Raw genomic sequence first — 25888 nt, forward strand, 5'->3', positions numbered from 1 at the left:
GCGCCCGTGGCCCCGGCGCTGCCCCTTCGGCCCCTGCGCTACCCGCCCCGGTCACGGCCCCGCGCCCATCAACCGGACCGCCCCCGCACCCCGCTCCCCGCGCCGACTACCCTGGGGGGTCGATCGTTCCGTTCCGTAAGCACGTCCCTCAGCTGGAGTGAAATGGCCGTCAATCTGGTCAATGTCGAGGCAGTCACCAAGGTGTACGGCACCCGTGCGCTGCTCGACGGTGTCTCCCTCGGCGTCTCCGAGGGGGACCGGATCGGGGTCGTCGGGCGGAACGGCGACGGCAAGACCACCCTCATCCGGATGCTCGCCAAGCTGGAGGAGGCCGACAGCGGGCGCGTCACGCACAGCGGCGGGCTGCGCCTCGGGGTGCTCACCCAGCACGACTCGCTCGATCCGGCGGCCACCGTCCGGCACGAGGTGATCGGCGATCTCGCCGACCACGAGTGGGCGGGCAACGCCAAGATCCGGGACGTGCTGACCGGGCTGTTCGGCGGGCTGGAGATGGCCGGGTTCCCGCAGGGCCTGGACACCGTCATCGGACCGCTGTCCGGTGGCGAGCGGCGCCGGATCGCGCTGGCCAAGCTGCTCATCGCCGAGCAGGACGTGATCGTCCTGGACGAGCCGACCAACCATCTCGACGTCGAGGGCATCTCGTGGCTCGCCCGCCATCTGCGCGAGCGCCGCTCCGCGCTCGTCGTCGTGACCCACGACCGGTGGTTCCTGGACCAGGTCTGTACGCGGATGTGGGACGTGCAGCGCGGCGCTGTGCACGAGTACGAGGGCGGCTACTCCGACTACGTGTTCGCCCGCGCCGAGCGCGAACGCATCGCCGCCACCGAGGAGTCCAAGCGGCAGAACCTGGTCCGCAAGGAGCTGGCGTGGCTGCGGCGCGGCCCGCCGGCCCGTACCTCCAAGCCGCGTTACCGCATCGAGGCCGCCAACGAACTGATCGCCGACGTGCCGCCGCCCCGCGACACCTCGTCGCTGATGAAGTTCGCCAACGCCCGTCTGGGCAAGACGGTCTTCGACCTGGAGGACGTCACCGTCCAGGCCGGGCCGAAGGTGCTGCTGAAGCATCTGACCTGGCAGCTCGGTCCCGGTGACCGGATCGGTCTCGTCGGCGTCAACGGCGCGGGCAAGACGTCCCTGCTGCGCGCGCTCGCCGAGGCGGCCCGTACCCAGGGCGACGTCCAGCCCACGGCCGGGAAGGTGAGCGTCGGCCGGACCGTCAAGCTGGCGTACCTCTCTCAGGAGGTCGGTGAACTCAAGCCCACCCTGCGGGTGTTGGAGGCCGTCCAGCAGATCCGCGACCGGGTCGACCTCGGCAAGGGGCGGGAGATGACCGCCGGGCAGCTCTGCGAACAGTTCGGCTTCGGCAAGGACAAGCAGTGGACGCCCGTCGGGGACCTGTCCGGCGGTGAGCGGCGACGGCTCCAGATCCTGCGGCTGCTGATGGACGAGCCCAACGTGCTGTTCCTGGACGAGCCGACGAACGATCTCGACATCGAGACCCTCACCCAGCTGGAAGACCTTCTCGACGGCTGGCCCGGTTCGATGGTCGTGATCAGCCACGACCGGTTCTTCGTCGAGCGGACGACGGACAAGGTGTACGCGCTCCTCGGCGACGCCGCCCTGCGCCATCTGCCGCGCGGTATCGACGAGTACCTGGAACGGCGGCGCAAGGTCGTGGAGTCGGGAGCCCCGGCCGTCGCCCCGGCGAACGCCGCGAGTACGCCGGCACCGGCCGCCGCGCCCGCCGTCTCGGCGAAGGACAACCGCGCCGCGAAGAAGGAACTCCAGCGGATCGAGCGGCAGCTGGACAAGCTGTCGACGCGCGAGACGACCCTGCACACGCAGATCGCCGAAAGCGCCACAGACTTCGACAAGGTGGCGAAACTCGACAGCGAGCTGCGTGAACTCGTCGTCCAGCGCGACGAGTTGGAACTGCGCTGGATGGAGCTGGCCGAGGACGCGTAGCGCCCCGGCGCAGAGCGCGTAACGACAGCATCACGGGCCGGTCCTCCCTTGGGAACAGGGGATGACCGGCCCGGCCCGTACTGGGGTGCGAGTGATACAAAGAAGGCCCGCTCGACTGACGTGACACTGCGGATTCCAAGCCCGAATCGCTCCATTTCGCCCGGCCCCGGCCGCCGTTCGACGGCCGGTTCTCGGCCGGCGGAATCGCGGGGGAGACCGACCGGACGAAGGACCGTACGACAAGGGGGACAGCGCTGATGACCCAGCCGCCCAACCAGCCACCGCCGCCGGGACAGCAGCCGGGCCAACAGCCGGGACAGCAGCAGGGCCCGCCCCAGGGCCCGCCGCCCGGACCGCAGCCGGGATACGGCTACCCGCAGGGGCCGCCGCAGACGCCGCCGGGCCAGCCCGGTTACGGCTACCCGCAGACGCCGCCCGCCCCGGGCCAGCCGGGACCGTACAACCAGCCCGGCCCGTACGGCCAGCAGCCCCCCGGCCAGCCCGGCCCGTACCAGCAGCCGGGACCGTACGGCCAGCAGCCCGGACCGTACAACCAGCCCGGTCCCTACGGTCAGCAGCCCGGCCCGTACCAGCAGCCCGGTCCGTACGTCTCCGGGCCCAACCCGTACGGCGGAGGCGGCGGTTACCCGCCCCAGCAGTTCCCCGGCGCGCCCGTCCCGCCGCCCGGCGGCACCGGCGGCGGCAACTTCTTCACGCGCAAGCCGGGCATCGTCGTGGCGGCGGCCGTCGCGGGACTGCTCGTCGTCGGCGGCGGCGTCTGGTTCGCCGTGAGCGGTGACGACGGCGGGGGCGGCAAGAAGAACGTCAGCAAGGACAAGGACGGCAAGCCCGCCGGTACCGAGGAGCCCGACAGCGGCGACGGCACGGGCGGCGGGCGCGAGGCGCAGGACGACCTCAACGCCGGGCGCAAGAAGGGCGAGTCGAGGGTCCTCTGGCTCCAGAAGAACGATGTCGACCTGCCGAAGAACGGCGCCGACGTGTACGGCCCCTGGTTCGCCGGGGACATCGTCGCCAAGGCGATGTACAAGAAGATCGTCGGGTACGGCGCCGCGGACGGCAAGGAGAAGTGGAGCATGACGCTCCCGGCCGAGATGTGCGCCGCGCCCCCGGCGCCCACGGCGGACGGCCGGATCGTCCTCGGGATCAAGGACGGGGTCACGGAGAAGTCCGAGTGCACGGTCCTCCAGGAGGTCGACCTCAAGACCGGCAAGGGCGGCTGGAAGCAGGAGGTCAAGCAGCAGCACTCCTTCGACTTCCTCTCCGACATCACCCTCGCGATCAACGGCGACACCGTCAGCGCCGCCCGGACCGGCGCCGTCAACGCCTACCGGATGAGCGACGGCAAGCCGCTCTTCGACAAGGTCGCGGGCAACTGCCAGCCCGACGCGATCTCCGGCGGCCCCCGGATGATCGCCGCCGAGAGCTGCCCCTCCGCGGACATCGACAAGCAGCAGAACCAGGTGCAGGAGCTCGACCCGGTCACCGGCAAGGCCAAGTGGACGTACAAGCTCCAGCCCAAGTGGGAGCTGGACAAGGTCTATTCGAGCGACCCCATCGTCCTGTCGCTGACCGAGCCGGACAAGAAGTCCTGGGCCATCGTCGCCCTCAACGAGAACGGCACCGTGCGGTCCCAGATCGACGGCGGCAAGGACAAGTTCCAGCCCGACTGCGGCGGGAGCTTCATCGTCTTCGGCGCCAACCTCGACGGCTGCACCGGCATGGCCGCCGACGCCACCACCTTCTACATGGCGACGGCGCCGAGCGAGACCGGCTCGGCGGGCACCAACGAGGTCGTCGCCTTCGGCCTGGACACCGGCAAGGAGAAGTGGCGGGCCAAGTCCCCGGCCGGGCGCGTCATGACGCCGCTGCGGATGGAGGGCGCGAACGTCGTCCTGCACTACCGGGCGTCGTACGACAAGGGCGGCGCGATAGCCACCCTGGCGCCGACCGGCGGCACCCCCAAGGTGGTGCTCCAGAACCCCAAGTCCACGGCCCAGATCGAGAGTTCCTTCTTCTCCCCCGAACTGGACTACGTCGGCGGACGGTTCTACGTGACCAGCGACCGGGTCAGCGCCAGCGACGACAAGGCGGAGATGGAGACGAAGACGATGATGGTGTTCGGCAAGTGACGAGCACCCCGGGTTCCCGGCGCGCGGGCCGCCCGCGCCCGCCGGGAACCCGGGGCCGGTCCGTCCCGCCCGTCCCCCGTCACCCGCGTCCCCTCCGCTCCCCGTACCCGCACCCTTCCCCCTGAGGTAAGTACGCCATGACGCAGCCACCCCAGCCGCCCAACGACCCTTCGCAGGGAGGGCCCGGCGAGCCGCCGGCCGGCGGGTTCGGCGCGCCGATCGAGCCGCCGCCGGGCGGATTCGGCGCCCCGATGCCGCCACCGTCCGGTCAGCCCGGCTACGGCTACCCGCAGACCCCGCCGGCCGGCGCCGGTCAGTACGGCTATCCGCAGCAGCCCACGCAGCCCGCCGGCCAGCCGCAGTACGGGTATCCCCAGCAGCAGCCGGGCCAGCCGCCGTACGGCTACCCGCAGCAGGGACAGCCGCAGTACGGCTACCCGCAGGCCCCCGGCCAGCCGTACACCCAGCCCGGTCAGCCCGGCCCCGGCACCCCCGGCGGCAAGAAGATCAGCGCCCAGGCGAAGATCATCATCGCGGCGGTCGTCGCCGTCGTCCTCATCGTCGGCGGTGGCGTCTACGTCGCCTCCGGCGGCGACGACAAGAAGGACCAGGCCGGGACGTCCGGCTCCACCGACGGCGACAAGGGCGGCGACAAGGGCGGCACGTCCCTCGGCGGCGGCACCGAGAAGCCCCCGGCGAACACCAAGTCCAAGGTCGCCTTCCAGCTGCCGCAGCCCAAGGTCACCGACATCACCGACGTGTCGGGCTCCTGGATCACCGACAAGGCGTACGTCAAGTCCGGGCTCAACCAGATCGTCGGCCACGAACCCGACACCGGCAAGCAGCTCTGGACCATCCCGCTGCCCGGCCAGATCTGCGCCGCCTCACGGCACACCACCGAGGACGACAAGACCGCCGTCGTCTTCGCCGCGAGCAAGCCGACCGCCAAGCAGAAGTTCGTCTCCTGCACCGAGGTCGGCGCGATCGACCTGGCGGCGGGCAAGCTGCTGTGGACCAAGTCCGTCACCGGCGGCAACGCCGGTGACAACAAGGCCGCCTTCCGCGAGGTCACCCTCAGCGGCACCACCGTGGCCGTCGGCGGCACCGAGGGCGGCGCGGCCTTCGACCTGGCCACCGGCGAGAACCTGTGGAAGCCCGAGGTCAACGCCGAGGGCTGCTACGACATGGGGTACGGCGGCGGCGCCGGACTCGTCGCGGCGCGCAAGTGCGGCTCGTACGACGACCCGTCGGTCCTCATCCAGAACGTGAACCCGGCCGACGGCGCGCCCCTGTCCACCTTCAAGATGCCCGCGGGCGTCGAGTACGTCTCCGTCGTCTCCACCAAGCCCCTCGTCGTCGCGGCCGACGTGGGCGACACGGCGGGCGACGGCAGCGGGATCTCGGACTTCTTCTCCATCGACGAGAAGACCGGCAAGCTGCGCGCCAAGATCTCGGTGGACGCGGACAGGTACGCGGCGCGGTGCGCCGCCACCGAGGTCGAGCAGTGCACGAAGCTGGCCGTCGGCAACGACCGCATCTACGTGCCGACCGAGGAGCACGAGGGCACCGGCGACGCGTACGGCCAGACCAACGAGATCGTCTCCTTCGACCTCGCGACCGGCAAGGCCACCACGGACCGGGCCGACGCGGGCGAGCGCTACGCGATGTACCCGCTGCGCATGGACGGGTCGAACATCATCGCGTACAAGTGGCCCCCGTACGACGCGGGCGGCAAGATCGTCTCCATCGACGGCGGGACCTTCGAGGAGACGGTCCTCCTGGAGAACCCGGCAGACAAGACCGTCCGCGAGGCCGAGACCAGCTTCTCGCTGGACGGCGCGGAGGTGCTGTACGGCAACGGCCGCATGTACACGTCCGAGACGCTGATCAGCAAGCCGACGGAGTACAGCAAGGACCGTGAGGAGTACCTCGTGGTGGCGTTCACCACGAAGTAGCCCCGGCCGGTACGACCCCACCGCCCCCGGGGAGGACAGGGCGCCCGAACGGGCCCTGTTCCTCCCCGGGGGCTCTCGTTTCCCGACACTCGTGGCGGGACGGACAGCTCACGCGCACCTCGTGGTCTGCTGGGACCGTTGGCCGAGACGAGCCCGGCGGGGCATGACCTGCCGGGCGGGCGAGAGGGAAGCACACGGTGGAGAAAGGCCGGTCCCAGGGCCGCAGAGTGGAACTGGACCTGTCGGAGGGATTCGGCGAGCGGCTGCTGGGGCAGCTGCTGGACCGGGCCCACGAGATGCCGCCGCAGCTCATGGCTCCACTCGTGGCCGAGGAAGTGCGCCGCATCGGCGGCCGGGACCTGTCGATCCTGCTCCAGTGCTACGAGCAGCTCGAACTGGTCCCTCTGCCGGGAAGGGGACTCATCGTCGGCGAGCCGCTGCCCATCGACGGCTCCCTCGCGGGTGAGACCTTTCTGCGCAAGACCCCGGCCGAGGAAGTGCGGGACGACGGTGTACGGCTGTATCTCCCGCTGCTGGACGGCAGTGACGAGGTCGGGGTGCTGGCGCTGACCCTGGACACGGTCGACGACAACGACCGGCGGCTGCTGCGGCGGCTGGCCGGTCTGGTCGCCGACATGGTGGTGACCAAGGGCGCGTACACCGACCGGTTCTTCCAGACCCGGCGGCGCCATCCGATGAGTCTGGCCGCCGAGATCCAGTGGTCCCTGCTGCCGCCGATGTCGATGACCACCCCTCAGGTCTCCGTCGCGGGTGTCCTGGAGCCGGCCTACTCCGTCGCCGGCGACAGCGTGGACTACGCCCTCAACGACGACATCCTGCACGTGGCCATCATCGACGCGATGGGCCACGGTCTGAACGCGGCCGTGCTGGCGACCGTCGCCGTGGGCGCCTACCGGCACGCCCGGCGCTCGGACGTCGACCTCGCCGGGCTGTACGCCTTCATGGACAAGGCCATCGACGAGCAGTTCGGCCCGGACCAGTTCGTCACCGCCCAGATGATCCGCCTGGACATCGGGACTGGCTGCCTTCAGTGGGTCAACGCGGGGCACCCGGCGGCGCTTCTCATCCGGGGCCACCGGGTGGTGCGCGTCCTGGAGAACCCGGGGACCCTGCCGGTCGGCTTCGGCGGCGCCGAACCCGTGACCTTCACCCTCGATCTCCAGCGGGGCGACCGGGTGATGTTCTACACCGACGGGCTCGTGGAGGAACACCACGCGGGCCAGGAGCAGTTCGGCGAGGAGCGCATGATCGACGTCATCGAACATGTCAGCCCGACCGTGCGAGGCGTACAGCACCTGGCGCGGAACCTGTCCCACGCGCTCAAACGGGAGAGGGGCGGGAACACCAGCGACGACGCGACCATCTTCCTGGTCGAGTGGCACGGCGGCACCGCCGACCACCTCGCCACCCTGGAAATCTAGGCCGGACGGGACCCGGGGACGGTGCTGTCGCGGATCAGCCGCAGTACTCGACGGTATCGACGAACGCGAGCTTCTTCCTCAGGACGTAGCCGGTCGGGCTTCCGGTGATGACGTCCTTGACGGTGCCGTAGTAGCGGTCGTCCACGGGGGACGGGTAACTGGCGGGCTCCTCGCGGAAGAACAGGGTGCCCGAGGCCACCTCGCCGAGCTGCTGCCCCCGGATGTCCCAGATCTGGCCCCTCCCGGTCACCCGGTACCGCTCCCGCGGCGGACAGGCCAGCGTCGACGTGGGCCCGGGTGTGGGACGTGTGTCCGGCACGTCGGCGATCGGCGCGGTGGTCGGCAGCGGGGCCTGCGTCGAAAGCGCGGGCGCGGGTGCGGGCGGGGGGACCGGTGGGAGGGCCGACGGTGATGACGAGGGGCTCGGGGTGGGGCTCTCCGGGGTCGTCGGCTTCGGAAGCGGCCCCGGAAGCGGGGGCGTCGTTCTCCGGTCGGTCGCGTGGCTCGCGTCGGTCGTGTCGCGCCGAACGGGCTCCACGGGGGTGCCGCTGCCCGCGACGAGGACGATCGAGACCACCACGGCCACCGTGACCACGACGGCCTTCACCAGAGCGACGGTCTGTTTCCCCGAACTCGGCATGTTGTGCTGGCAGATGTGAGCCCCGACGGCGATCCCCCGGGGCCGGTACACGTTGACCGTCTGCGGACCGCCCGCGCACCCGCAGGAGTGCTGCTCCGTCACGTCCGTCACCCGGTCAGTGGAAATGGTTCTCCTGCCGGATGTGGTCACCGATCGCCGTGCCTCTGGCCTCGTGGATGGTGACGGTGCACGGCCCGAACCGGCCGACGCCGTCGGTGCCGCTCAGGGGCTCGTCCACTTCGCCGGGCTCGCCGGGCTCGCCGGCGGACTGTTCCCCGCCGTCCGGGACGTCTCGCTGACGGCGCGGCACGGGAGCCACTCTGCCCCACGCGTCCCGTGCGACACGCTGGACCGTCTCCGTCATTCCGACCGTCACTCCCGCGACGACGGCCTGGGCCGCCAGCACCATCTCGGACATCGCTACCCCTTCACGCTGGGCGTTGTGGCGGCTCAGTATGGTCAAGTCCGTCCGCCGTTCCGGTGCGTGACGACACCCGACCGGGCGTTGACCTCGGGTTCCGGCAGACCGAATTCGCCCGCACGAGTGACACCCCGGACCCGCGACAGCCGCCCCCGGCACCCCTTCGTCAGCCGGCGCCGAGGAAGGCGAACACGGGGCGCGGGAAGGCTTCCGGGGCCTTCGATGATCGTTCCGCCACCCGGGTTCGCCGTGAATGGTTGTCAATTCGACAACTACGCGCCTACTTCGCCGTACGGGGGCGCGCGACCCCGGCCGAGCGTGTAGCTTGCCGGATCAGGGGCCGGGGGGCCCGGAGCCGGGGATGGGGTTGCTCAATGGGCGTACGGCTCATGGTGGTTGACGACCACCGACTGCTCGCCGAGGCGCTCGCCTCGGCTCTCAAGCTGCGCGGGCACCGGGTGCTCGCCGCCGCCGCGCCGACGGCCGGCGCCGCCGATCTGGTGATCAGCCGGGCACCCGAGGTGTGCCTGATGGGGACGGCGGCTCCGGCCGAGCCCGGGGCCTTCGACCCGATCGTCCGGATCAGACGCGACCGCCCCCAGGTGGCGGTCCTGGTCCTCGGCCCGGTGCCGAACCCGCGCGGTATCGCCGCCGCGTTCGCGGCCGGCGCCTGCGGCTACGTACGGCACGACGAGCGCATCGAGGGTGTCGAGCGGGCCATAGTGAAGGCGCGGGCGGGCGACGCGGCCGTGGCGCCGGGGCTGTTGCAGGGCGCGTTCACCGAACTGCTCCACCCGGTGGCCCAGCCCGACGACGAGGGGCAGCGGCTGCTGCGGATGCTCACCCCGCGCGAGGTCGAGGTGCTGGTGCGGGTCGCCGAGGGCGAGGACACCCGGCTGATCGCCGCCGGGATGGGCATCGCGCCGAGCACCGCCCGCACGCATGTGCAGCGGGTCCTGATGAAGCTCGGAGTCGGCTCCCGGCTGGAGGCCGCCGCGCTGGCCGCGCGCACGGGGCTGCTGGACCGGGCCGTCGTGACCGCGCCCGACGCGCCCCCGGAAGCGCCGAAGGGGCCGGGCGGAGGGCACGAGTAGTTCTCGTACACCCCGCCCGGCCCCAGTGCCTGGCTACTCCGCGGCGCCGGGCCCGGTCGCCGGGTCGGACGGCGGGGGTATCTCCACCGGGCGCAGCTTCATCCAGCCCAGGAAGAACAGGCCGAGCGCCAGCATCGCCAGCCCCGTCCAGAGGTTGATGTTGACGTCCTCCGCCTTCCTCAGGTCCGCCTCGGAGGCGAAGACACCGGCGACGGTGACGATCACCCCGTACAGCGTGAACAGGCCGCCGATGATCAGACGGATGTCGAACAGGCGGGCCGCCGTGGCGGACTTGCCCTCCAGTTCGGAGACTTCCTTGTGCAGGTCGGACATGGTGAGGCCGCCTATCGGGTCAGAAGGAGTACGGGAGGTAGCAGAGCGCGGCCAGCACGATCGCGCCCCAGCCGAGCAGCGCGGGCCTGCGGTACCACGCGTCGTCGCCCTCGGCGGGCGGCTCGCTCATGCCGGGGGACGTCGTCCCGTAGACCAGGCCCGCGAGTTCGGACTCCGGCTTCGGCGCGGTGAACAGCGTGACGGCGACCATCACCACGGCCCCGGCGACGAAGCCGACGATCGCGGAGACGAAGTTGGCGCCCTGGTCGCTGGGGATGTCGATGACGCCCTGCTTGTAGATCCAGAAGTAGTTGACCATCGCCGCCGTCGTACCGGCGACCAGACCCCACGCGCCGGACTTCATCGAGGCGCGCCGCCAGAACATGCCGATGATGAAGACCACGAACATCGGCACGTTGAAGAAGGAGAACAGGGTCTGGAGGTAGCTCATGATGTTGGAGAAGCTGGCGGCGATGAAGGCCGTACCGATGGAGGCCAGGACGCCGATGGCGGTGATGAGCCGGCCGAAGCGCAGGTAGTAGGCGTCCTCCCGGTCCTTCACCACGTACTTCTGCCAGATGTCGGTGGTGAAGACGGTGTTGAAGGACGACACGTTCGCCGCCATGCCGGCCATGAAGGCGGCCATCAGACCGGTGACGGCGATCCCGAGCACACCGTTGGGCAGCAGCTCCTGCATGAGCAGGGGTATCGCGTCGTTGTACGTGAGGTCCGAGCCCGCCGTGCCTATCTTCGGCACGATCACGGCGGCGACCAGACCGGGGATCATCACCGCGAAGACGATGAATATCTTCGGGAACGCGGCGATGAGCGGCGTGCGCTTGGCGGCGGAGAGGTTCTTCGCGGACAGCGCGCGCTGCACCTCGGCGAAGTTGGTCGTCCAGTAGCCGAAGGACAGCACGAAACCGAGGCCGAGGATGATCGTCAGCCAGTTCGCGCCGAGCGGGTTGGCGTCGCCGATGCCCGTACCGCCCCACGCGCTCAGGAAGTTCTCGCCCTTGCTCGCGGTGAGCGAGTCGGTCAGCCCGTCCCAGCCGCCGACCCGCTTGAGGCCGAGGATCGTGAGGGGGATGAGCGCGGCGAGGATGACGAAGAACTGGAGGACCTCGTTGTAGATCGCCGACGACAGACCGCCGACGGTGATGTACGCGAGGACGAAGAACCCGGCCACCACGATCGACACCCACTGGGGCCAGCCCAGCAGCGCCTCGACCACGATCGACAGGGCGTAGAGGTTGACGCCCGCGATGAGGATGGCGGCGAAGGCGAAGAGGACCGAACTCAGCAGATGCGCCGACCTGTCGAAGCGCTGGAGCAGGAACTCGGGGACGGACCGCACCTTGGAGCCGTAGTAGAACGGCATCATCACCAGGCCGAGGAAGACCATGGCGGGGATGGCGCCGATCCAGTACCAGTGGACGACGGCCACGCCGTACTGCGCGCCGGTCGCGGCCATGCCGAGGATCTCGGTCGCGCCGAGGTTGGCGGCGACGAAGGCGAGGCCGGTCACCCAGGCGGGCAGCGAGCGGCCGGAGAGGAAGAAGTCGAGGCTCGTCCGGACGCTCGCGCGCGCGGCGAAGCCGATGCCGAGGACGACGATGAAATAGATCGCCAGGATCGCGTAGTCGAGTCCGTTGGTGGGCAGCCGAAGACCTTCGGCCAGGTGATGCATGGGGGGCTGCATGGGAGTACCCGATTCGTCGCGTGAACGTTACGTCGGTGGCGCCGTTGACTCCGTCGGAACCTACGCCCGCGATTACCGAAACTGAACACTTGTGTTGGTGTTCTTTGTTCGATCGTGATCGAGTGCTCTGGGCGCGTGCGCGAGTGCTCTGGTCACGCGCAGTCATTGACGTGAGTGTTGGCTCATGATTAGTTATGTTTAGTTGTGTTTGAGTATGGGTTCGGGGCGCGAGCCCGGGTGCGGCCGGAGGAAAGACGATGAAGAAGACGGTGACGGCGCTCGCCGACGGCCGGGAGCTGATCTACTACGACTCCCGCGACGACACCGTCCGCGACGCCGTCGACCGGCGGCCCCTCGAACCGGTCGCCACCACCTCCGGCATCCGCCACGACCCGCTGCTCGGCGACTCGGTCGCCGTCGCCTCGCACCGCCAGGGCCGCACCTACCACCCGCCGCCCGGCGAATGCCCGCTCTGCCCCACCGACACCGCCGGGGGCCGGCACAGCGAGATCCCCGACAGCGACTACGACGTCGCCGTCTTCGAGAACCGCTTCCCGTCCCTCGCCGGCGACGCCGGACGCTGCGAGGTCGTCTGCTTCACCTCCGACCACGACGCCTCCTTCGCCGACCTGACCGAGGAACGGGCCGGTCTGGTCCTCGACGCGTGGACCGACCGCACCGCCGAACTCGCCGAACTCCCGCAGGTGGAGCAGGTGTTCTGCTTCGAGAACCGCGGACCCGAGATCGGCGTGACCCTTGGTCATCCGCACGGGCAGATCTACGCGTACCCCTTCGTCACTCCCCGAACCGAACGGATGTCCCGCTCGGCGGCCGGACACCGCGAGGCCACCGGACGCAACCTCTTCGACGACGTCCTCGCACGCGAACGCGCGGGCGGGCGGGTGGTCCTGGAGGGCGAGCACTGGGTGGGCTTCGTGCCGTACGCGGCGCACTGGCCGTACGAGGTGCACCTCTACCCGCTGCGCCGGGTGCCCGATCTGCGGGGGCTGACGGAGGCGGCGCGCGCCGAGTTCCCCTCGCTCTATCTGGAACTGCTGCGGCGCTTCGACCGGATCTTCGGCGAGGGTGAGCCGCCGACCCCGTACATCGCCGCCTGGCACCAGGCGCCGTTCCGGGCACCGGGGCGTGAGGACTTCGCCCTCCACCTGGAACTTTTCACCATCCGCCGGACGTCCGGCAAGCTGAAGTTCCTCGCGGGATCCGAATCGGGCATGGACGTCTTCATCAACGACGTCCCGCCGGAGACCGCGGCCGAGAGACTGCGAGAGGTAGCGAGCGCGTGAGCGGCGTCAGTGGCGTGAGTGGCAAGTATCTGGTGACGGGCGGCGCGGGGTACGTCGGCAGCGTGGTCGCCGCGCATCTGCTGGAGGCCGGGCACGAGGTGACCGTGCTGGACGACCTGTCCACCGGCTTCCGGGAGGCCGTCCCGGCGGGAGCCGCGTTCGTGGAGGGCCGGGTGCACGACGCGGCGAAGTGGCTCGACCCGTCGTACGACGCGGTGCTGCACTTCGCGGCGTTCTCGCAGGTCGGCGAGTCGGTCGCGCGGCCCGAGAAGTACTGGGAGAACAACGTCGGCGGATCGATGGCGCTGCTGGCGGCGATGCGGGACGCCGGGGTGCGCACGCTCGTCTTCTCCTCGACGGCGGCGACGTACGGCGAGCCCGTCTCCACCCCGATCACCGAGACCGACCCGACCGCGCCGACCAGCCCCTACGGCGCCTCGAAGCTGGCCGTCGACCACATGATCGGCGGCGAGTGCGTGGCCCACGGTCTGGCGGCCGTCTCGCTGCGCTACTTCAACGTCGCGGGCGCGTACGGGAGTCACGGCGAGCGGCACGACCCCGAGTCCCATCTGATCCCGCTGGTGCTGGGCGTCGCCCTCGGCGCCCGGGAGTCCATCGCCGTGTACGGCGACGACTACCCGACCCCGGACGGCACCTGCGTACGCGACTACATCCACGTCGCCGACCTCGCCGACGCGCATCTGCTCGCGCTGCGGGCGGCGACCGCCGGGGAACACCTGGTCTGCAACCTGGGCAACGGCAGCGGGTTCTCCGTCCGCGAGGTCATCGAGACCGTCCGTACGGTCACCGGGCACCCGGTGCCGGAGGTCACGGCCCCGCGCCGGGCCGGCGACCCGGCGACCCTGGTCGCCTCCGCCGCCACGGCCCGCGAACGACTGGGCTGGCAGCCGCGCCGCGCGGACCTGGCGGGGATCGTGGGGGACGCGTGGGCGTTCGCGCGGGGGGAGTCCGGGGAGTCCGGAGAGTTCGGAGCCTCCGGGGATTCCGGGGGCTCCGGGGGCTCCGGGGGGCGGGGGCCCGCCGGGCAGGGGGAGAACGGCCGGTGAGCGACGAGGGCACCGGCGCGGGATCCGGCGCGGGCGACGACGGAGAGCCGGGCGCTGACGGGCGGGCGGCGGCGCTTACGGAGATTGGCTCGACGGGCGCTGACCGGCAGGCGGCGGGGCGTACAGGCATCGGCGCGGTGGGCGCGGACGGAGAGTCGGGCGGTGGCGGCCGGGCGGTGGGCGGTACAGGCATCGGCGCGGACGGAGAGTCGGGCGCTGGCGGGCAGGCGGGCTCCGGTGGCCGGGCGGTGGGCGGTGCGGGGATCGGCGCGGCGGGTGGTGACGGGCAGGCGGCGGGGCGTACAGGCATCGGCGGGGACGGAGAGTCGGGCTCCGGTGGCCGGGCGGTGGGCGGTGCGGGGATCGGAGTGGTGGGTGGTGATGGGCAGGCGGGCCCGTGCGGCCGGGCGGTGGGCGGTGCGGGGATCGGCGCGACGGGCGCTGACCGGCAGGCGGCGGGGCGTACAGGCATCGGCGCGGACGGAGAGTCGGGCGCTGGCGGGCAGGCGGGCTCCGGTGGCCGGGCGGTGGGCGGCGCGGGGATCGGCGTGGCGGGTGGTGATGGGCCGGCGGGGCGTACCGACGCCGCTGCGGCGGTCGCCGTGCGGTTCCGGGAGTTGTACGGGGCGGCGCCCGACGGGGTCTGGGCCGCGCCCGGACGGGTCAACCTGATCGGCGAGTACACCGACTTCAACAACGGCTTCGTGCTTCCGCTCGCCCTGCCGCACACCACCGTCGCGGCGGTGTCGCGGCGCACCGACGGTGTGCTGCGCCTGCACTCCGCCGACGTACGGGGCGGGGTGGCGCGCCTGGCGGTCGAAGACCTGAGGCCGCGCTCCGTCACGCGCTGGACCGGGTATCCGGCGGGCGTCGTGTGGGCGCTGCGCGAGGCCGGGCACGCGATCACCGGCGCCGACATCCATCTCGCTTCGACCGTGCCGACCGGCGCCGGGCTGTCCTCGTCGGCGGCGCTGGAGGTCGTCGTCGCGCTCGCGCTGAACGACCTGTTCGAACTCGGCCTGTCCGGGCCGGAGTTGGCGGTGCTCGCGCAGCGCGCCGAGAACGCGTTCGTGGGTGTGCCGTGCGGGGTCATGGACCAGACGGCGTCCGTCTGCTGCACGGACGGGCACGCGCTGCACCTGGACACCCGTGATCTCTCGCTGCGCCAGGTCCCGTTCGACCTGGCCGCCGTCGGGCTGCGGCTGCTGGTGGTCGACACCCAGGTCAAGCACGCCCTGGGCGACGGCGCGTACGCGGCGCGGCGCGCCGCATGCGAGGCGGGTGCGCGGGCGCTCGGCGCGCGCTCGCTGCGCGAGATCCCTTACGCGCGCCTGCCCGCCGCGCTCGAACAGCTGGCGGGGGAGCCGGAGGACGTACGGCGCTGCGTACGCCACGTGGTCGGCGAGAACCACCGGGTGGAGCGGGTCATCGGTCTGCTCGACGAGGGCGACGTACGGGCGGTGGGCCCGGTCCTGGTCGAGGGTCACGCCTCGCTCCGCGACGATCTGCGGGTCTCCTGCGCCGAGTTGGACCTCGTGGTGGAGGCGGCGACGGCGGCGGGCGCGGTGGGCGCGCGGATGACGGGCGGCGGTTTCGGCGGTTCGGCGATCGTGCTGGTGGAGACGGCGGACGCGGAGACGGTGACGAAGGCGGTCCGGGAGGCGTTCGCGTCGGCCGGGCACCGGGCGCCACGCGTCTTCGCGGCGGTCCCGTCCCGGGGAGCGCATCGGATCAACTGACCCGCCCCCGGGGCGGGTTCAGACCAGGCGCTTGGTGAAGAAGAACTCCGTGACGCCGGGCGGGTAGTCGGGGATGTGGCCCGCCAGGTCGTACCCCTGGCGCCGGTAGAACGCCGGCGCCTGGAAGTCCCAGGTCTCCAGCCGGGCGTGCAGACAGCCCCGCGCGCGGGCGAGGTCCTCGGCCTCGGAGAGCAGCCGCGTACCGAGCCCGCTGCCCCGGTGCCGCTCGTCCACCCACAGCAGATCGACATGGAGCCAGCGCGCCCACACATGCGCGGTGAGCCCGCCCGCCAGCGCGCCCGTCGACGGGTCCACCAGCCACACGTGCAGCGGGAACTCCTCGTCCTCGGCCGTGCCCCGCATCTCCCGAAGGACGGGGGAGCGGGCCGAGTTGGTCTCCCGCAGCAACTCGCCCAGCATCGTGCGCCGGTCTTTGTCGACTTCTGTCTCCAAACGCAACATGCGCCCCACCCTAACCACCGGCCCCCGATCAGTTCTGCAAATAGTCTTCCGCTCCGGGCGACCGCCCGTACGCTGATGCACAGCACCGGTGGGGGCCGGTGCTGATCAGGGAAGCGAGACAGTCGGGTACGACGCCCGGGGTGGGTGGGCAGCCGCACGGCGGCGGCCGTGGCGGCACAGTGTCCGCGCGACGCGAACCTCACCCCTCCGGGCGCCGTACCCGCGTCGTCCCGCGCCCGACATCTGGGGGTGTCAATTGGTGCGTATCAGGGTTCTCGTGGTGGACGACCACCGCATATTCGCCGAGTCACTGGCAGCCGCGCTCGCGGCGGAGCCGGACGTGGAGGTCGCGGCGGCGGGCAGCGGCCCGGCCGCGCTGCGCTGCCTCGAACGGGCCGCGTCGGAAGGGCACATGTTCGATGTCATGCTGGTCGACGCCGACCTGGGCGCGACCGCCGGCCCGGCGCCGGGAGGCGGCCCGGTGGCCCGCGCCGTCCCGGACGGCGGCGAGGCCGGACTCGGGCTCGTGGACGGAATCTCGCTGGTCGCGGGCGTCCGTACGGGACAGCCGTCCGTGCGCTGCGTGGTGCTCGCCGAGAAGGACGATCCGAGCCGCGCGGCCCTCGCGCTCCAGGCCGGGGCGTCCGGCTGGGTCGCCAAGGACTGCTCGTTGCAGCGGCTGCTGGCGGTGATCAGGGGCGTCCTGCGGGACGAGACGCATCTGCCGCCCGCGCTGCTGACGAACGTCCTGCGCGAACTGACCGCCGCGCGCAAGCACCGCACGGACAGCGAGCGGCTGGTCGACTCGCTCACGCCGCGCGAGATGGAGGTGCTGCGCTGCATGGTGGCGGGCCTGGGGCGCAAGGCGGTGGCGGAACGCCTGTTCCTGTCCCCGCACACGGTCCGTACCCACATGCAGAACGTGCTCGGAAAGCTGGGCGTCCACTCGACGCTCGCGGCGGTCGCCCTGGCCCGCCGCGCCGGAGTGGGCCCGGCGGACCTGGGCGGCCCGGACGCGGTGCGGGTGGGGTAGGGCCCGGCGTCCGGATCCTGCCGGACCGGACCGGGTCGGACTGGACCGGACCGGGCCGGGGGCGTGTGGCGGATGTCCCGACGCGCCCGCACGCTCGCGGTGTTGTCGGGGCCGGCCGGCCGCGCAGGCCCGGTACGAGACCGGTCCTCCGCCGTGCGGTCGCAGGCGCACCGGCGGGGCGGCAGCCGCTCCGCGCCGGGCGCACGCCGCACCTCTGCGGGCGGACGGCGCTGCTTTCGCAGCACGTCCCGGGCCCTGTCCGGCGGAAATTCCCGGGCCCGGAGCGCCCGGCGCGGCACCTCGCGCCGTTGGCGTAGCCATGCGCGTACGCCCGCTACGAGCATGATCCTGCGCCTTGCGACGCACCGCACCGGCCGCCCCGGGCCGATCCGCGAGGATCCGCCGGACCGGACCTAGCCGGGGACGTTGTCGAAGGGCGCGGTCAGGCGGCGGAGCAGGTCGGCCAGTTCGCCGCGCTGGCCGCGTGACAGCTCGGCGAGGATCGCGCGCTCCTGGGCGAGCAGACCGGCCAGCGCCTGGTCGGCACGGTCGCGGCCCTCGGGGGTGAGCCGTACGAGGACCCCGCGCCGGTCGCTGGGATCGGGCAGCCGTTCGACCAGGTCCCGCTTGGCGAGCCGGTCGATGCGGTTGGTCATCGTGCCCGAGGTGACCAGGGTCTGGGTCAGCAGCTGGCCGGGGGAGAGCTGGTACGGGGGCCCGGCCCGCCGCAGCGAGGTCAGGACGTCGAACTCCCACGGCTCCAGACTGTGCTCCGAGAACGCGAGACGCCGGGCCCGGTCGAGATGGCGCGCGAGCCTGCTGACGCGGCTGAGCACCTCGAGTGGTTCCACGTCGAGGTCCGGCCGCTCCCGGCGCCATGCTGCGACCAGACGGTCGACCTCGTCCTCCATGACGATCAGTGTAAAGGGTCCCTCGACATGAAGTCTCTTGACGTCAAGATATGATCGGAGGCAGGCTGGGCACGGTCGGGCGCGGACGGGAAACCGCCCGTTCGTGCCGTATCCCGAGGGGGTCCACCATGCGTACGACACCTACGCCACCAGGTAGGCCGGCGGGTACGCCGCCGGCTGCTGCGGAACCCGGACCGGCGGACGGGCCGGCGCCTGGTCCGGATTCCGGACCGGATTCCGGACCGGATTCCGGACCAGCGGCCGGATCGGTGGCCGCCTCCGCGCCGGCCTGGGACCCGGGGCAGTACCTCCGCCACTCCGGGCACCGGGCCCGCCCGTTCCTGGACCTGCTCGGCCGGATTCCCGAACTCCCGCACGGGGACCGGCCCCCGCGGATCGCCGACATCGGCTGCGGCCCCGGCAATGTCACCGGGCTCCTCGCCGAACGGTGGCCCACGGCGCACATCACCGGCTTCGACCTCTCGCGCGAGATGCTGGAACGGGCGGAAAGGGAGTACGCGGGCCCCACCCCCGGCGGCGGTCGGCTCGACTTCCGGCGCGCGGACGCGGCGGACTGGATCCCCGAGGAGCCGTACGACCTGATCGTCTCGAACGCCGCCCTCCAGTGGGTGCCCGGCCACCCCGAGTCCTTCGCGGCCTGGACCGGGGCGCTCACCCCCGGCGGTACGTTCGCCTTCCAGGTCCCCGGCAATTTCACCGCCCCCAGCCACGCGCTGCTCGGCGAACTGCGCGAGACACCCCGCTGGCGCGAACGCCTCGGCGGCCAGGGGGGTCGCGACGGCCACGACCAACGTCCGGTCCCTGTCCTGGAACCGGCCGGCTACCTCGCCCGCCTCACCGACCTCGGCTGTGACACGGACGCGTGGGAGGCCACGTACCTCCACGTGCTCCCCGGTGAGAACCCGGTCCTCGACTGGGTCAAGGGCACGGCCCTGCGCCCGGTCCTCACCGCACTCGCCGACGACCCGGAGGCGGCGGAGGAGTTCCTCACCGAGTACGGCGCCCTGCTCCACGAGGCGTATCCCCCCGGCCCGCACGGCACGGTGTTCCCCTTCCGCCGCATCTTCGCGGTGGCCCGGAGGCGAGCCTGATGCTCACGGCCGTCGACCATGTCCAACTGGCCGCCCCGGCAGGCTCGGAGGACGCGCTGCGCGCGTTCTACACCGATGTCCTCGGCATGACCGAGATCCCCAAACCACCGGCGCTGGCGGCACGCGGCGGCTGCTGGTTCCGGGCCGGGCCCGTACAACTGCACCTCGGCATCGATCCGGACTTCCGCCCGGCGCGAAAGGCCCACCCCGGACTGCGGGTCACCGGCATCGCCGCCTACGCGGCCCGCCTGGCGGACCGGGGCGCCCAGGTGACCTGGGACGACAACCTGCCGGGCCACCGCCGCTTCTACTCCGACGACCCGGTCGGCAACCGGCTGGAGTTCCTGGAGCCGGTGATCTGACGTCGTCACTCTTTCTGATGATCAACGCCCATATGGGCGTACGGGAACGACATGGCCTCGTACGGTTGCGGTGTCGCTTGTGCCGCGACGAAACCCATGCCCACACTGAAGGAGGAGGTGCTTCACGATGACCGCTCTCGCACATGAGGTGATGCCGGTGACGACGGACGACAAGCCGACTTCCGGCCTCGGCCTTGACGAGATTCTGTGGCAGGCGTGGAAGGCCATGGAACTCCCCGAGGGTTATCAGGCCGAGATCATCGAGGGGTCAATCGAAGTGTCGCCCACCGGTCGCCGCCGTCACGGGGTGCTCATCAACCGATTCCGCCGGGCGCTGGAGGCCTATCTGGAGGGGGGAGATTTTGCCGCTTACCAGGAAATCAACGTTATCCGTGGTCGAAAGTCCTGGATCCCGGACCTCTTTGTCGCACCACTGGACCTGGACGAGATCCCCGACGAGGAAGACCTCGGCGTCGATGCCGCCGGCGTCGTCATGGTCGTAGAAGTCGTCTCACCCGGAAACCGCAACACCGAGCGCGACCGTATCCGCAAGCGCCGTGAGTACGCCCGCGCCGGGATCGAGCTGTACGTCCTGGTCGACGACTTCGACGGCGAGGGCACCGTCTCCCTGCTGACCTGCCCCGACAGCGAGAAGGCCACCTACACCGACGAGCACCGGGTGCCGTACGGCGCCGACGCCGTCATCGCGGACGGTCCCGCAAAGGGATTCGTCATCGGCGACTCGATCACCCGTAGCTGAGCCGAGGTCCTGCCGGAAACGGGTCTGTTCGAGACCGGTGACCGCTTCCGCACGGACCACCGAGATGTCGGGCTCCGGGCCGTTACGGGTGTCGAGCAGTACGGTCATCTCGCGCTCGACCTTCATGTCCGGCGGTGCGGTGCCGCGTAGGCCGCTCACCAGCAGGTCGATCACCTTGCTGTGGAAAGCGCGCTGCGGACTCACGAAAACAAGGCTCCCGTCGATCAGCTCTGTGTGCGGCGGGAGATCGGGCAGCGTGAACAGATCGTCCACGGTGTAGCCGTCCTGCGGGGGCACCGGCCAGCGATGCGCGGCCTTGACGGGCTCGGCGGTCAAGATTCCTCCCATGGACGCGATTCTGGGCCTCTCATCACACCGTAGCGGCCGGAATCCGGCCGCGTCATCACAAAGAGTGACAACGGGGCCGGCCCGGCCTGCTCTCATCGCTCTCACACCTTGCGGTGCCCTATGAGCCGTGGCTTCGCCTCCAGATTGCCCAGGCCGTGCCAGGCCAGGTTCACCAGATGCGCGGCCACCTCGTTCTTCTTCGGGCGGCGGGTGTCGACCCACCACTGGCCCGTCAGCGCCACCATGCCCACCAGGGCGTGCGCGTACAGCGGGGCCAGCTTCGGGTCGAAGCCCCGGGCCTTGAACTCCATGCCCAGGATGTCCTCGACCTGCGTGGCGATGTCACTGATCAGTGAGGCGAACGTGCCCGTCGACTGCGCCACCGGCGAATCGCGGACCAGGATGCGGAAACCGTCCGTGTACTCCTCGATGTAGTCGAGGAGCGCGAACGCCGCCTGCTCGCACAGCTCGCGCGGATGGCCGGCGGTCAGCGAACTGGTGACCATGTCGAGCAGCTGGCGCATCTCACGGTCGACCACGACCGCGTACAGCCCCTCCTTGCCGCCGAAGTGCTCGTACACCACCGGCTTGGAGACGCCCGCCTTCGACGCGATCTCCTCCACCGACGTGCCTTCGTACCCCTTCTCGGCGAACAGGGTGCGGCCGATGTCGAGCAGTTGCTCGCGGCGTTCCTTGCCCGTCATCCTGACCCGGCGGGAGCGCCGGGGTGCGCTGGGGGTCCGGCTCTTGTCGGTGTCGCTCTTACCGCCGTCGATCGCCACGTCGCCAATCATGCCGCGTTGGGTTGGTCAATTTTCCGCCGGGCTTCCAGCCGTTGGGCGTCCGGCCAGCGCACACTGTGCACCCAGCCGAACATCTCGAACCACCGGATCAGCCGGGCGCTGGAGTCGATCTGCCCCCTCAGTACACCGTGCCGCGCGCTCGTCGGGTCCGCGTGGTGCAGGTTGTGCCACGACTCACCGCACGACAGGACCGCCAGCCACCACACATTGCCGGACCGGTCACGGGACTTGAAGGGCCGCTTGCCCACCGCGTGGCAGATCGAGTTGATCGACCACGTCACATGGTGCAGCAGCGCCACCCGTACCAGCGAGCCCCAGAAGAACGCGGTGAACGCGCCCCACCACGACATCGTCACCAGCCCGCCCACCAGCGGCGGGATCGCCAGCGACACGAACGCCCACAGCAGGAACTGCCGCGAGACCCGCCGGATCGCCGGGTCCCGGATCAGATCGGGGGCGTACTTCTGCTGCGGTGTCTGCTCCTCGTCGAAGAGCCAGCCGATGTGCGCCCACCACAGGCCCTTCATGAGCGCGGGCAGCGTCTCGCCGAACCGCCACGGCGAGTGCGGGTCGCCCTCCGCGTCCGAGAACTTGTGGTGCTTGCGGTGGTCGGCGACCCAGCGGACCACCGGACCTTCCACGGCCATCGACCCGGCCACGGCCAGCACGATCCGCAGCGGGCGGCTCGCCTTGAAGGAGCCGTGCGTGAAATACCGGTGGAAGCCGACGGTGATGCCGTGGCAGCCGATGAAATACATCGCCACGAGCAGACCCAGATCGAGCCAGCTCACCCCCCATCCCCAGACCAGCGGAACGGCGCCGAGCAGGGCGATGAACGGGACGACGATGAACAGGAGCAGCGTGATCTGCTCCAGCGAGCGTTTGCTCTCCCCGCCGAGCGTCGCGGAGGGAACAGGCGCGTCGGCGGCAACGTCGGCGGTCGCGGTCGCGGTCCCGACCGTGCGCGCGTCGGCGGTCACGTCGCCGGTCACCTCGGCGGCCCCGCCGGCAGCCGGAGCGGCGGCGGCGGACGGAGTCGAAGGGGTGGCGGCGGAGCCGGCGGGCGAGGCGGGAGTGGGGGTGGGGGTGGGGGAAGCGGTGGGAGCGGAGGAATCGTCCGGCGCAGGCTGGGCCTGTGAGGAGTCGCCGAGAACGTCAGGGCTTGTCGACATGGGTGTGTCCCCTGGAGGTGTGGAATGCGGCAATCTGCCCGTCTACGGGCGCGTAACCTACGGCAACGTAAGTATGGCAGCGAGGAGGCACGCGACAAGGGGCCTGTGGATAACGACGCGCGAAGGACACCTATCCTTGTGACGTCGGACAGCGCGGTCCGGTCGAACAGTCTCTCCAGAACCTTCTCCTCCCGACGTGCTCAAACACTGCAAGGAGCCGCACCTGTGAGCAGTGCCGACCAGACTCCGACGGCCCACCGGCCGACCACCGACCCCGTCACCGGGCCGCCCGCCGCCGAGTCCCACGCCGCCGACCCGCACGTCAACGACCCGGACTCGAACGTGGAGCTGCGCTCCGACATCCGCCGGCTCGGCGACCTCCTCGGCGAGACGCTCGTACGCCAGGAGGGCCCCGAACTCCTCGACCTCGTCGAGCGCGTCCGCGCCCTCACCCGTGAGGACGGCGAAGCCGCCGCCGCGCTGCTCGGCGACACCGACCTGGAGACCGCCGCCAAGCTCGTACGCGCCTTCTCCACCTACTTCCACCTCGCCAACGTCACCGAACAGGTCCACCGGGGCCGCGAGATGCGCCAGCGCCGGGAGGCCGAGGGCGGGCTCATCGCCCGTACCGCCGACCGCCTCAAGGACGCCGACCCCGAGCATCTGCGCGCCACCGTCAAGAACCTCAGCGTGCGCCCCGTCTTCACCGCGCACCCCACCGAGGCCGCACGCCGCTCCGTGCTGAACAAGCTCCGCCGCATCGCCGAACTGCTCGAACAGCCCGTCATCGCCACCGACCGGCGCCGCCACGACCTGCGGCTCGCCGAGTCCATCGACCTGATCTGGCAGACCGACGAACTGCGCGTCGTCCGGCCCGAGCCCGCCGACGAGGCCCGCAACGCCATCTACTACCTCGACGAACTCCACGCCGAGGCCGTCGGCGACGTCCTGGAGGACCTCGTCGCCGAGCTCGAACGCGTCGGCGTCGAACTGCCGCCCGGCACCCGCCCCCTCAGCTTCGGCACCTGGATCGGCGGCGACCGGGACGGCAACCCCAACGTCACCCCCACCGTCACCTGGGACGTGCTGATCCTCCAGCACGAGCACGGCATCACCGACGCGCTGGAACTGATCGACCAGCTGCGCGGCCAGCTCTCCAACTCCATCCGGTACGCCGGCGCCACCCAGGAACTCCTGGACTCGCTCGCCACCGACCTCGACCGGCTCCCCGAGATCAGCCCCCGCTACAAGCGCCTCAACGCGGAGGAGCCGTACCGCCTCAAGGCCACCTGCATCCGCCAGAAGCTCGTCAACACCCGCGAACGCCTGGCCAGAGGCACCGCCCACACCCCCGGCCGCGACTACCTCGGCACCGCCCAGCTCCTGGACGACCTCACCCTCATCCAGACCTCCCTGCGCGCCCACCGCGGCGGACTCTTCGCCGACGGCCGCATGGACCGCACCATCCGCACCCTCGCCGCGTTCGGGCTCCAGCTCGCCACGATGGACGTACGCGAGCACGCCGACGCCCACCACCACGCGCTCGGCCAGCTCTTCGACCGGCTGGGGGAGGAGTCCTGGCGGTACGCGGACATGCCCCGCGACTACCGGCAGAAGCTGCTCGCCAAGGAGCTGCGCTCCCGCCGCCCCCTCGCCCCCACCCCGGCGCCCCTCGACGCGGCCGGCGAGAAGACCCTCGGCGTCTTCCACACCGTCAAGCAGGCGTTCGAACGCTTCGGCCCCGAAGTCATCGAGTCCTACATCATCTCCATGTGCCAGGGGGCCGACGACGTCTTCGCCGCCGCCGTCCTCGCCCGCGAGGCCGGACTGATCGACCTGCACGCCGGCTGGGCCAAGATCGGCATCGTGCCGCTGCTGGAGACCACCGACGAACTGCGCGCCGCCGACATCATCCTCGACGAGATGCTCGCCGACCCCTCCTACCGGCGCCTGGTCTCCCTGCGCGGCGACGTCCAGGAAGTGATGCTCGGCTACTCCGACTCCTCCAAGTTCGGCGGCATCACCACCAGCCAGTGGGAGATCCACCGCGCCCAGCGCCGGCTGCGCGACGTCGCCCACCGCTACGGCGTACGGCTCCGCCTCTTCCACGGCCGCGGCGGCACCGTCGGCCGCGGCGGCGGCCCCTCGCACGACGCGATCCTCGCCCAGCCCTGGGGCACGCTGGAGGGCGAGATCAAGGTGACCGAGCAGGGCGAGGTCATCTCCGACAAGTACCTGATCCCGGCCCTCGCCAGGGAGAACCTGGAACTCACCGTCGCCGCCACCCTCCAGGCGTCCGCCCTGCACACCGCGCCCCGCCAGTCCGACGAGGCACTGGCTCGCTGGGACGCCGCGATGGACACCGTCTCGGACGCGGCCCACCAGGCGTACCGTACCCTGGTCGAGGACCCGGACCTCCCCGCGTACTTCTTCGCCGCCACGCCCGTCGACCAGCTCGCCGACCTGCACCTCGGCTCACGCCCCTCCCGGCGCCCGGACTCCGGCGCCGGACTCGACGGGCTGCGCGCCATCCCGTGGGTCTTCGGCTGGACCCAGTCCCGGCAGATCGTGCCCGGCTGGTACGGGGTCGGCTCCGGGCTCAAGGCGCTGCGCGAATCGGGTCTCGACCCGGTCCTGGACGAGATGCACGAGCACTGGCACTTCTTCCAGAACTTCCTGTCCAACGTGGAGATGACACTCGCCAAGACCGATCTGCGCATCGCCCGGCACTACGTCGACACCCTCGTGCCCGACGAGCTGAAGCACGTCTTCACCGCCATCGAGGCCGAACACGCCCTCACGGTCCGCGAAGTCCTGCGGATCACCGGCAACGAGGAACTGCTGGGCTCCAACCCGGTGCTGCGGCAGACCTTCGCCATCCGCGACGCCTATCTCGACCCGATCTCCTACCTCCAGGTCTCGCTCCTCGCGCGCCAGCGCGCGGCGGCGGCCCGCGAGGAGGCACCGGACCCGCTGCTCGCGCGGGCACTGCTGCTGACGGTGAACGGTGTCGCGGCGGGACTGCGCAACACCGGCTGAGGCGGGGCGTTCTTCCCGCGTGGGTGCCCTCGTGTGACTCTCGCGTGCCGGGC

Annotated in this window: 20 protein-coding genes and 2 pseudogenes; 13 read left to right on the plus strand and 9 right to left on the minus strand. The window is 71.2% G+C overall.

Annotated elements, in window-relative coordinates; translation table 11 throughout:
• Nucleotides 1-162: 162 nt before the first annotated feature.
• The 4 genes from OG875_RS18735 to OG875_RS18750 all read left to right on the plus strand — a co-directional run bounded on the left by OG875_RS18735 (nt 163) and on the right by OG875_RS18750 (nt 7533).
• Nucleotides 163-1986 carry an ABC-F family ATP-binding cassette domain-containing protein gene (locus OG875_RS18735; protein ID WP_330175377.1) on the plus strand — a complete coding sequence of 608 codons (1824 nt, stop codon included), beginning with the start codon at nt 163-165 and terminating at the stop codon, nt 1984-1986.
• A 257-nt stretch (nt 1987-2243) separates the two neighbouring features.
• Entirely contained in the window at nt 2244-4136 is a 1893-nt protein-coding gene (locus OG875_RS18740; protein WP_330175378.1) for an outer membrane protein assembly factor BamB family protein, read from the plus strand.
• A 137-nt stretch (nt 4137-4273) separates the two neighbouring features.
• Nucleotides 4274-6091 (plus strand): outer membrane protein assembly factor BamB family protein, encoded by a 1818-nt coding sequence (locus OG875_RS18745; protein WP_330175379.1) that lies wholly within the window; start codon nt 4274-4276, stop codon nt 6089-6091.
• 197 nt (nt 6092-6288) lie between these two features.
• On the plus strand, nt 6289-7533 hold the full coding sequence (locus OG875_RS18750; RefSeq protein WP_330175380.1) for a PP2C family protein-serine/threonine phosphatase: 1245 nt from the start codon (nt 6289-6291) through the stop codon (nt 7531-7533).
• Nucleotides 7534-7567: 34 nt separating this feature from the next.
• Here OG875_RS18750 and OG875_RS18755 read toward each other — a convergent pair whose 3' ends face one another.
• On the minus strand, nt 7568-8284 hold the full coding sequence (locus tag OG875_RS18755; RefSeq protein ID WP_330175381.1) for a hypothetical protein: 717 nt from the start codon (nt 8282-8284) through the stop codon (nt 7568-7570).
• A gap of 4 nt (nt 8285-8288) precedes the next feature.
• Nucleotides 8289-8591, minus strand: coding sequence for a hypothetical protein (locus OG875_RS18760; protein ID WP_330175382.1), 303 nt, complete (start codon nt 8589-8591; stop codon nt 8289-8291).
• Between the two features lie 377 nt (nt 8592-8968).
• Between OG875_RS18760 and OG875_RS18765 the strand changes: the two genes are divergently transcribed.
• Nucleotides 8969-9688: a helix-turn-helix transcriptional regulator gene (locus OG875_RS18765; RefSeq protein WP_330175383.1), complete on the plus strand. Its 720-nt coding sequence runs from the start codon at nt 8969-8971 to the stop codon at nt 9686-9688.
• Nucleotides 9689-9721: 33 nt separating this feature from the next.
• On the opposite strand, the gene OG875_RS18770 is transcribed toward OG875_RS18765, so the two are convergent.
• Nucleotides 9722-10021 carry a hypothetical protein gene (locus tag OG875_RS18770; RefSeq protein ID WP_330175384.1) on the minus strand — a complete coding sequence of 100 codons (300 nt, stop codon included), beginning with the start codon at nt 10019-10021 and terminating at the stop codon, nt 9722-9724.
• Between the two features lie 19 nt (nt 10022-10040).
• Nucleotides 10041-11711, minus strand: a complete 1671-nt coding sequence (locus OG875_RS18775) for a sodium:solute symporter family protein (protein WP_330177798.1) — start codon at nt 11709-11711, stop codon at nt 10041-10043.
• A gap of 269 nt (nt 11712-11980) precedes the next feature.
• Here OG875_RS18775 and galT point away from each other — a divergent pair, with 269 nt between their 5' ends.
• The 3 genes and pseudogenes from galT to galK all read left to right on the plus strand — a co-directional run bounded on the left by galT (nt 11981) and on the right by galK (nt 15833).
• The gene (galT, locus tag OG875_RS18780; RefSeq protein ID WP_330175385.1) at nt 11981-13027 is read left to right on the plus strand and encodes a galactose-1-phosphate uridylyltransferase; all 1047 of its coding nucleotides are present in this window, start codon (nt 11981-11983) and stop codon (nt 13025-13027) included.
• A gap of 14 nt (nt 13028-13041) precedes the next feature.
• Nucleotides 13042-13995 (plus strand): annotated as a pseudogene (gene galE / locus OG875_RS18785) (UDP-glucose 4-epimerase GalE); the annotation flags it as partial.
• Nucleotides 13996-14642: 647 nt separating this feature from the next.
• Nucleotides 14643-15833 carry a galactokinase gene (gene galK / locus OG875_RS18790; RefSeq protein WP_443079268.1) on the plus strand — a complete coding sequence of 397 codons (1191 nt, stop codon included), beginning with the start codon at nt 14643-14645 and terminating at the stop codon, nt 15831-15833.
• An 18-nt stretch (nt 15834-15851) separates the two neighbouring features.
• Here galK and OG875_RS18795 read toward each other — a convergent pair whose 3' ends face one another.
• Complete coding sequence (locus tag OG875_RS18795) at nt 15852-16295, minus strand: GNAT family N-acetyltransferase (protein ID WP_330175386.1); 444 nt, start codon at nt 16293-16295, stop codon at nt 15852-15854.
• A 256-nt stretch (nt 16296-16551) separates the two neighbouring features.
• Between OG875_RS18795 and OG875_RS18800 the strand changes: the two genes are divergently transcribed.
• A complete protein-coding gene (locus OG875_RS18800; protein ID WP_330175387.1) occupies nt 16552-17328 on the plus strand; it encodes a response regulator transcription factor in 777 nt (258 codons plus the stop codon).
• Between the two features lie 413 nt (nt 17329-17741).
• Here OG875_RS18800 and OG875_RS18805 read toward each other — a convergent pair whose 3' ends face one another.
• Nucleotides 17742-18239, minus strand: a complete 498-nt coding sequence (locus OG875_RS18805) for a MarR family winged helix-turn-helix transcriptional regulator (RefSeq protein WP_330175388.1) — start codon at nt 18237-18239, stop codon at nt 17742-17744.
• A 269-nt stretch (nt 18240-18508) separates the two neighbouring features.
• Between OG875_RS18805 and OG875_RS18810 the strand changes: the two genes are divergently transcribed.
• The 3 genes from OG875_RS18810 to OG875_RS18820 all read left to right on the plus strand — a co-directional run bounded on the left by OG875_RS18810 (nt 18509) and on the right by OG875_RS18820 (nt 20473).
• The gene (locus tag OG875_RS18810; RefSeq protein ID WP_330175389.1) at nt 18509-19351 is read left to right on the plus strand and encodes a trans-aconitate 2-methyltransferase; all 843 of its coding nucleotides are present in this window, start codon (nt 18509-18511) and stop codon (nt 19349-19351) included.
• Complete coding sequence (locus tag OG875_RS18815; protein WP_330175390.1) at nt 19351-19713, plus strand: VOC family protein; 363 nt, start codon at nt 19351-19353, stop codon at nt 19711-19713. Before OG875_RS18810 ends, OG875_RS18815 begins: the two co-directional genes overlap by 1 nt.
• A 127-nt stretch (nt 19714-19840) precedes the next feature.
• Entirely contained in the window at nt 19841-20473 is a 633-nt protein-coding gene (locus OG875_RS18820) for a Uma2 family endonuclease (RefSeq protein WP_330175391.1), read from the plus strand.
• Between the two features lie 12 nt (nt 20474-20485).
• Here the strand turns inward: OG875_RS18820 and OG875_RS18825 are convergent.
• The 3 genes and pseudogenes from OG875_RS18825 to OG875_RS18835 all read right to left on the minus strand — a co-directional run.
• Nucleotides 20486-20809: pseudogene (locus OG875_RS18825) on the minus strand (Uma2 family endonuclease); the annotation flags it as partial.
• 113 nt (nt 20810-20922) lie between these two features.
• Nucleotides 20923-21615 carry a TetR/AcrR family transcriptional regulator gene (locus tag OG875_RS18830; RefSeq protein WP_330175392.1) on the minus strand — a complete coding sequence of 231 codons (693 nt, stop codon included), beginning with the start codon at nt 21613-21615 and terminating at the stop codon, nt 20923-20925.
• Nucleotides 21612-22796 (minus strand): acyl-CoA desaturase, encoded by a 1185-nt coding sequence (locus OG875_RS18835; RefSeq protein ID WP_330175393.1) that lies wholly within the window; start codon nt 22794-22796, stop codon nt 21612-21614. The genes OG875_RS18830 and OG875_RS18835 overlap by 4 nt, the downstream gene beginning before the upstream one ends.
• A gap of 342 nt (nt 22797-23138) precedes the next feature.
• On the opposite strand from OG875_RS18835, the gene ppc reads away from it, so the two are divergent.
• The gene (ppc, locus tag OG875_RS18840) at nt 23139-25835 is read left to right on the plus strand and encodes a phosphoenolpyruvate carboxylase (protein WP_330177800.1); all 2697 of its coding nucleotides are present in this window, start codon (nt 23139-23141) and stop codon (nt 25833-25835) included.
• Nucleotides 25836-25888 lie beyond the last annotated feature (53 nt).

Origin of the sequence: Streptomyces sp. NBC_01498, from assembly GCF_036327775.1 — a bacterium.
Classification (GTDB): domain Bacteria; phylum Actinomycetota; class Actinomycetes; order Streptomycetales; family Streptomycetaceae; genus Streptomyces.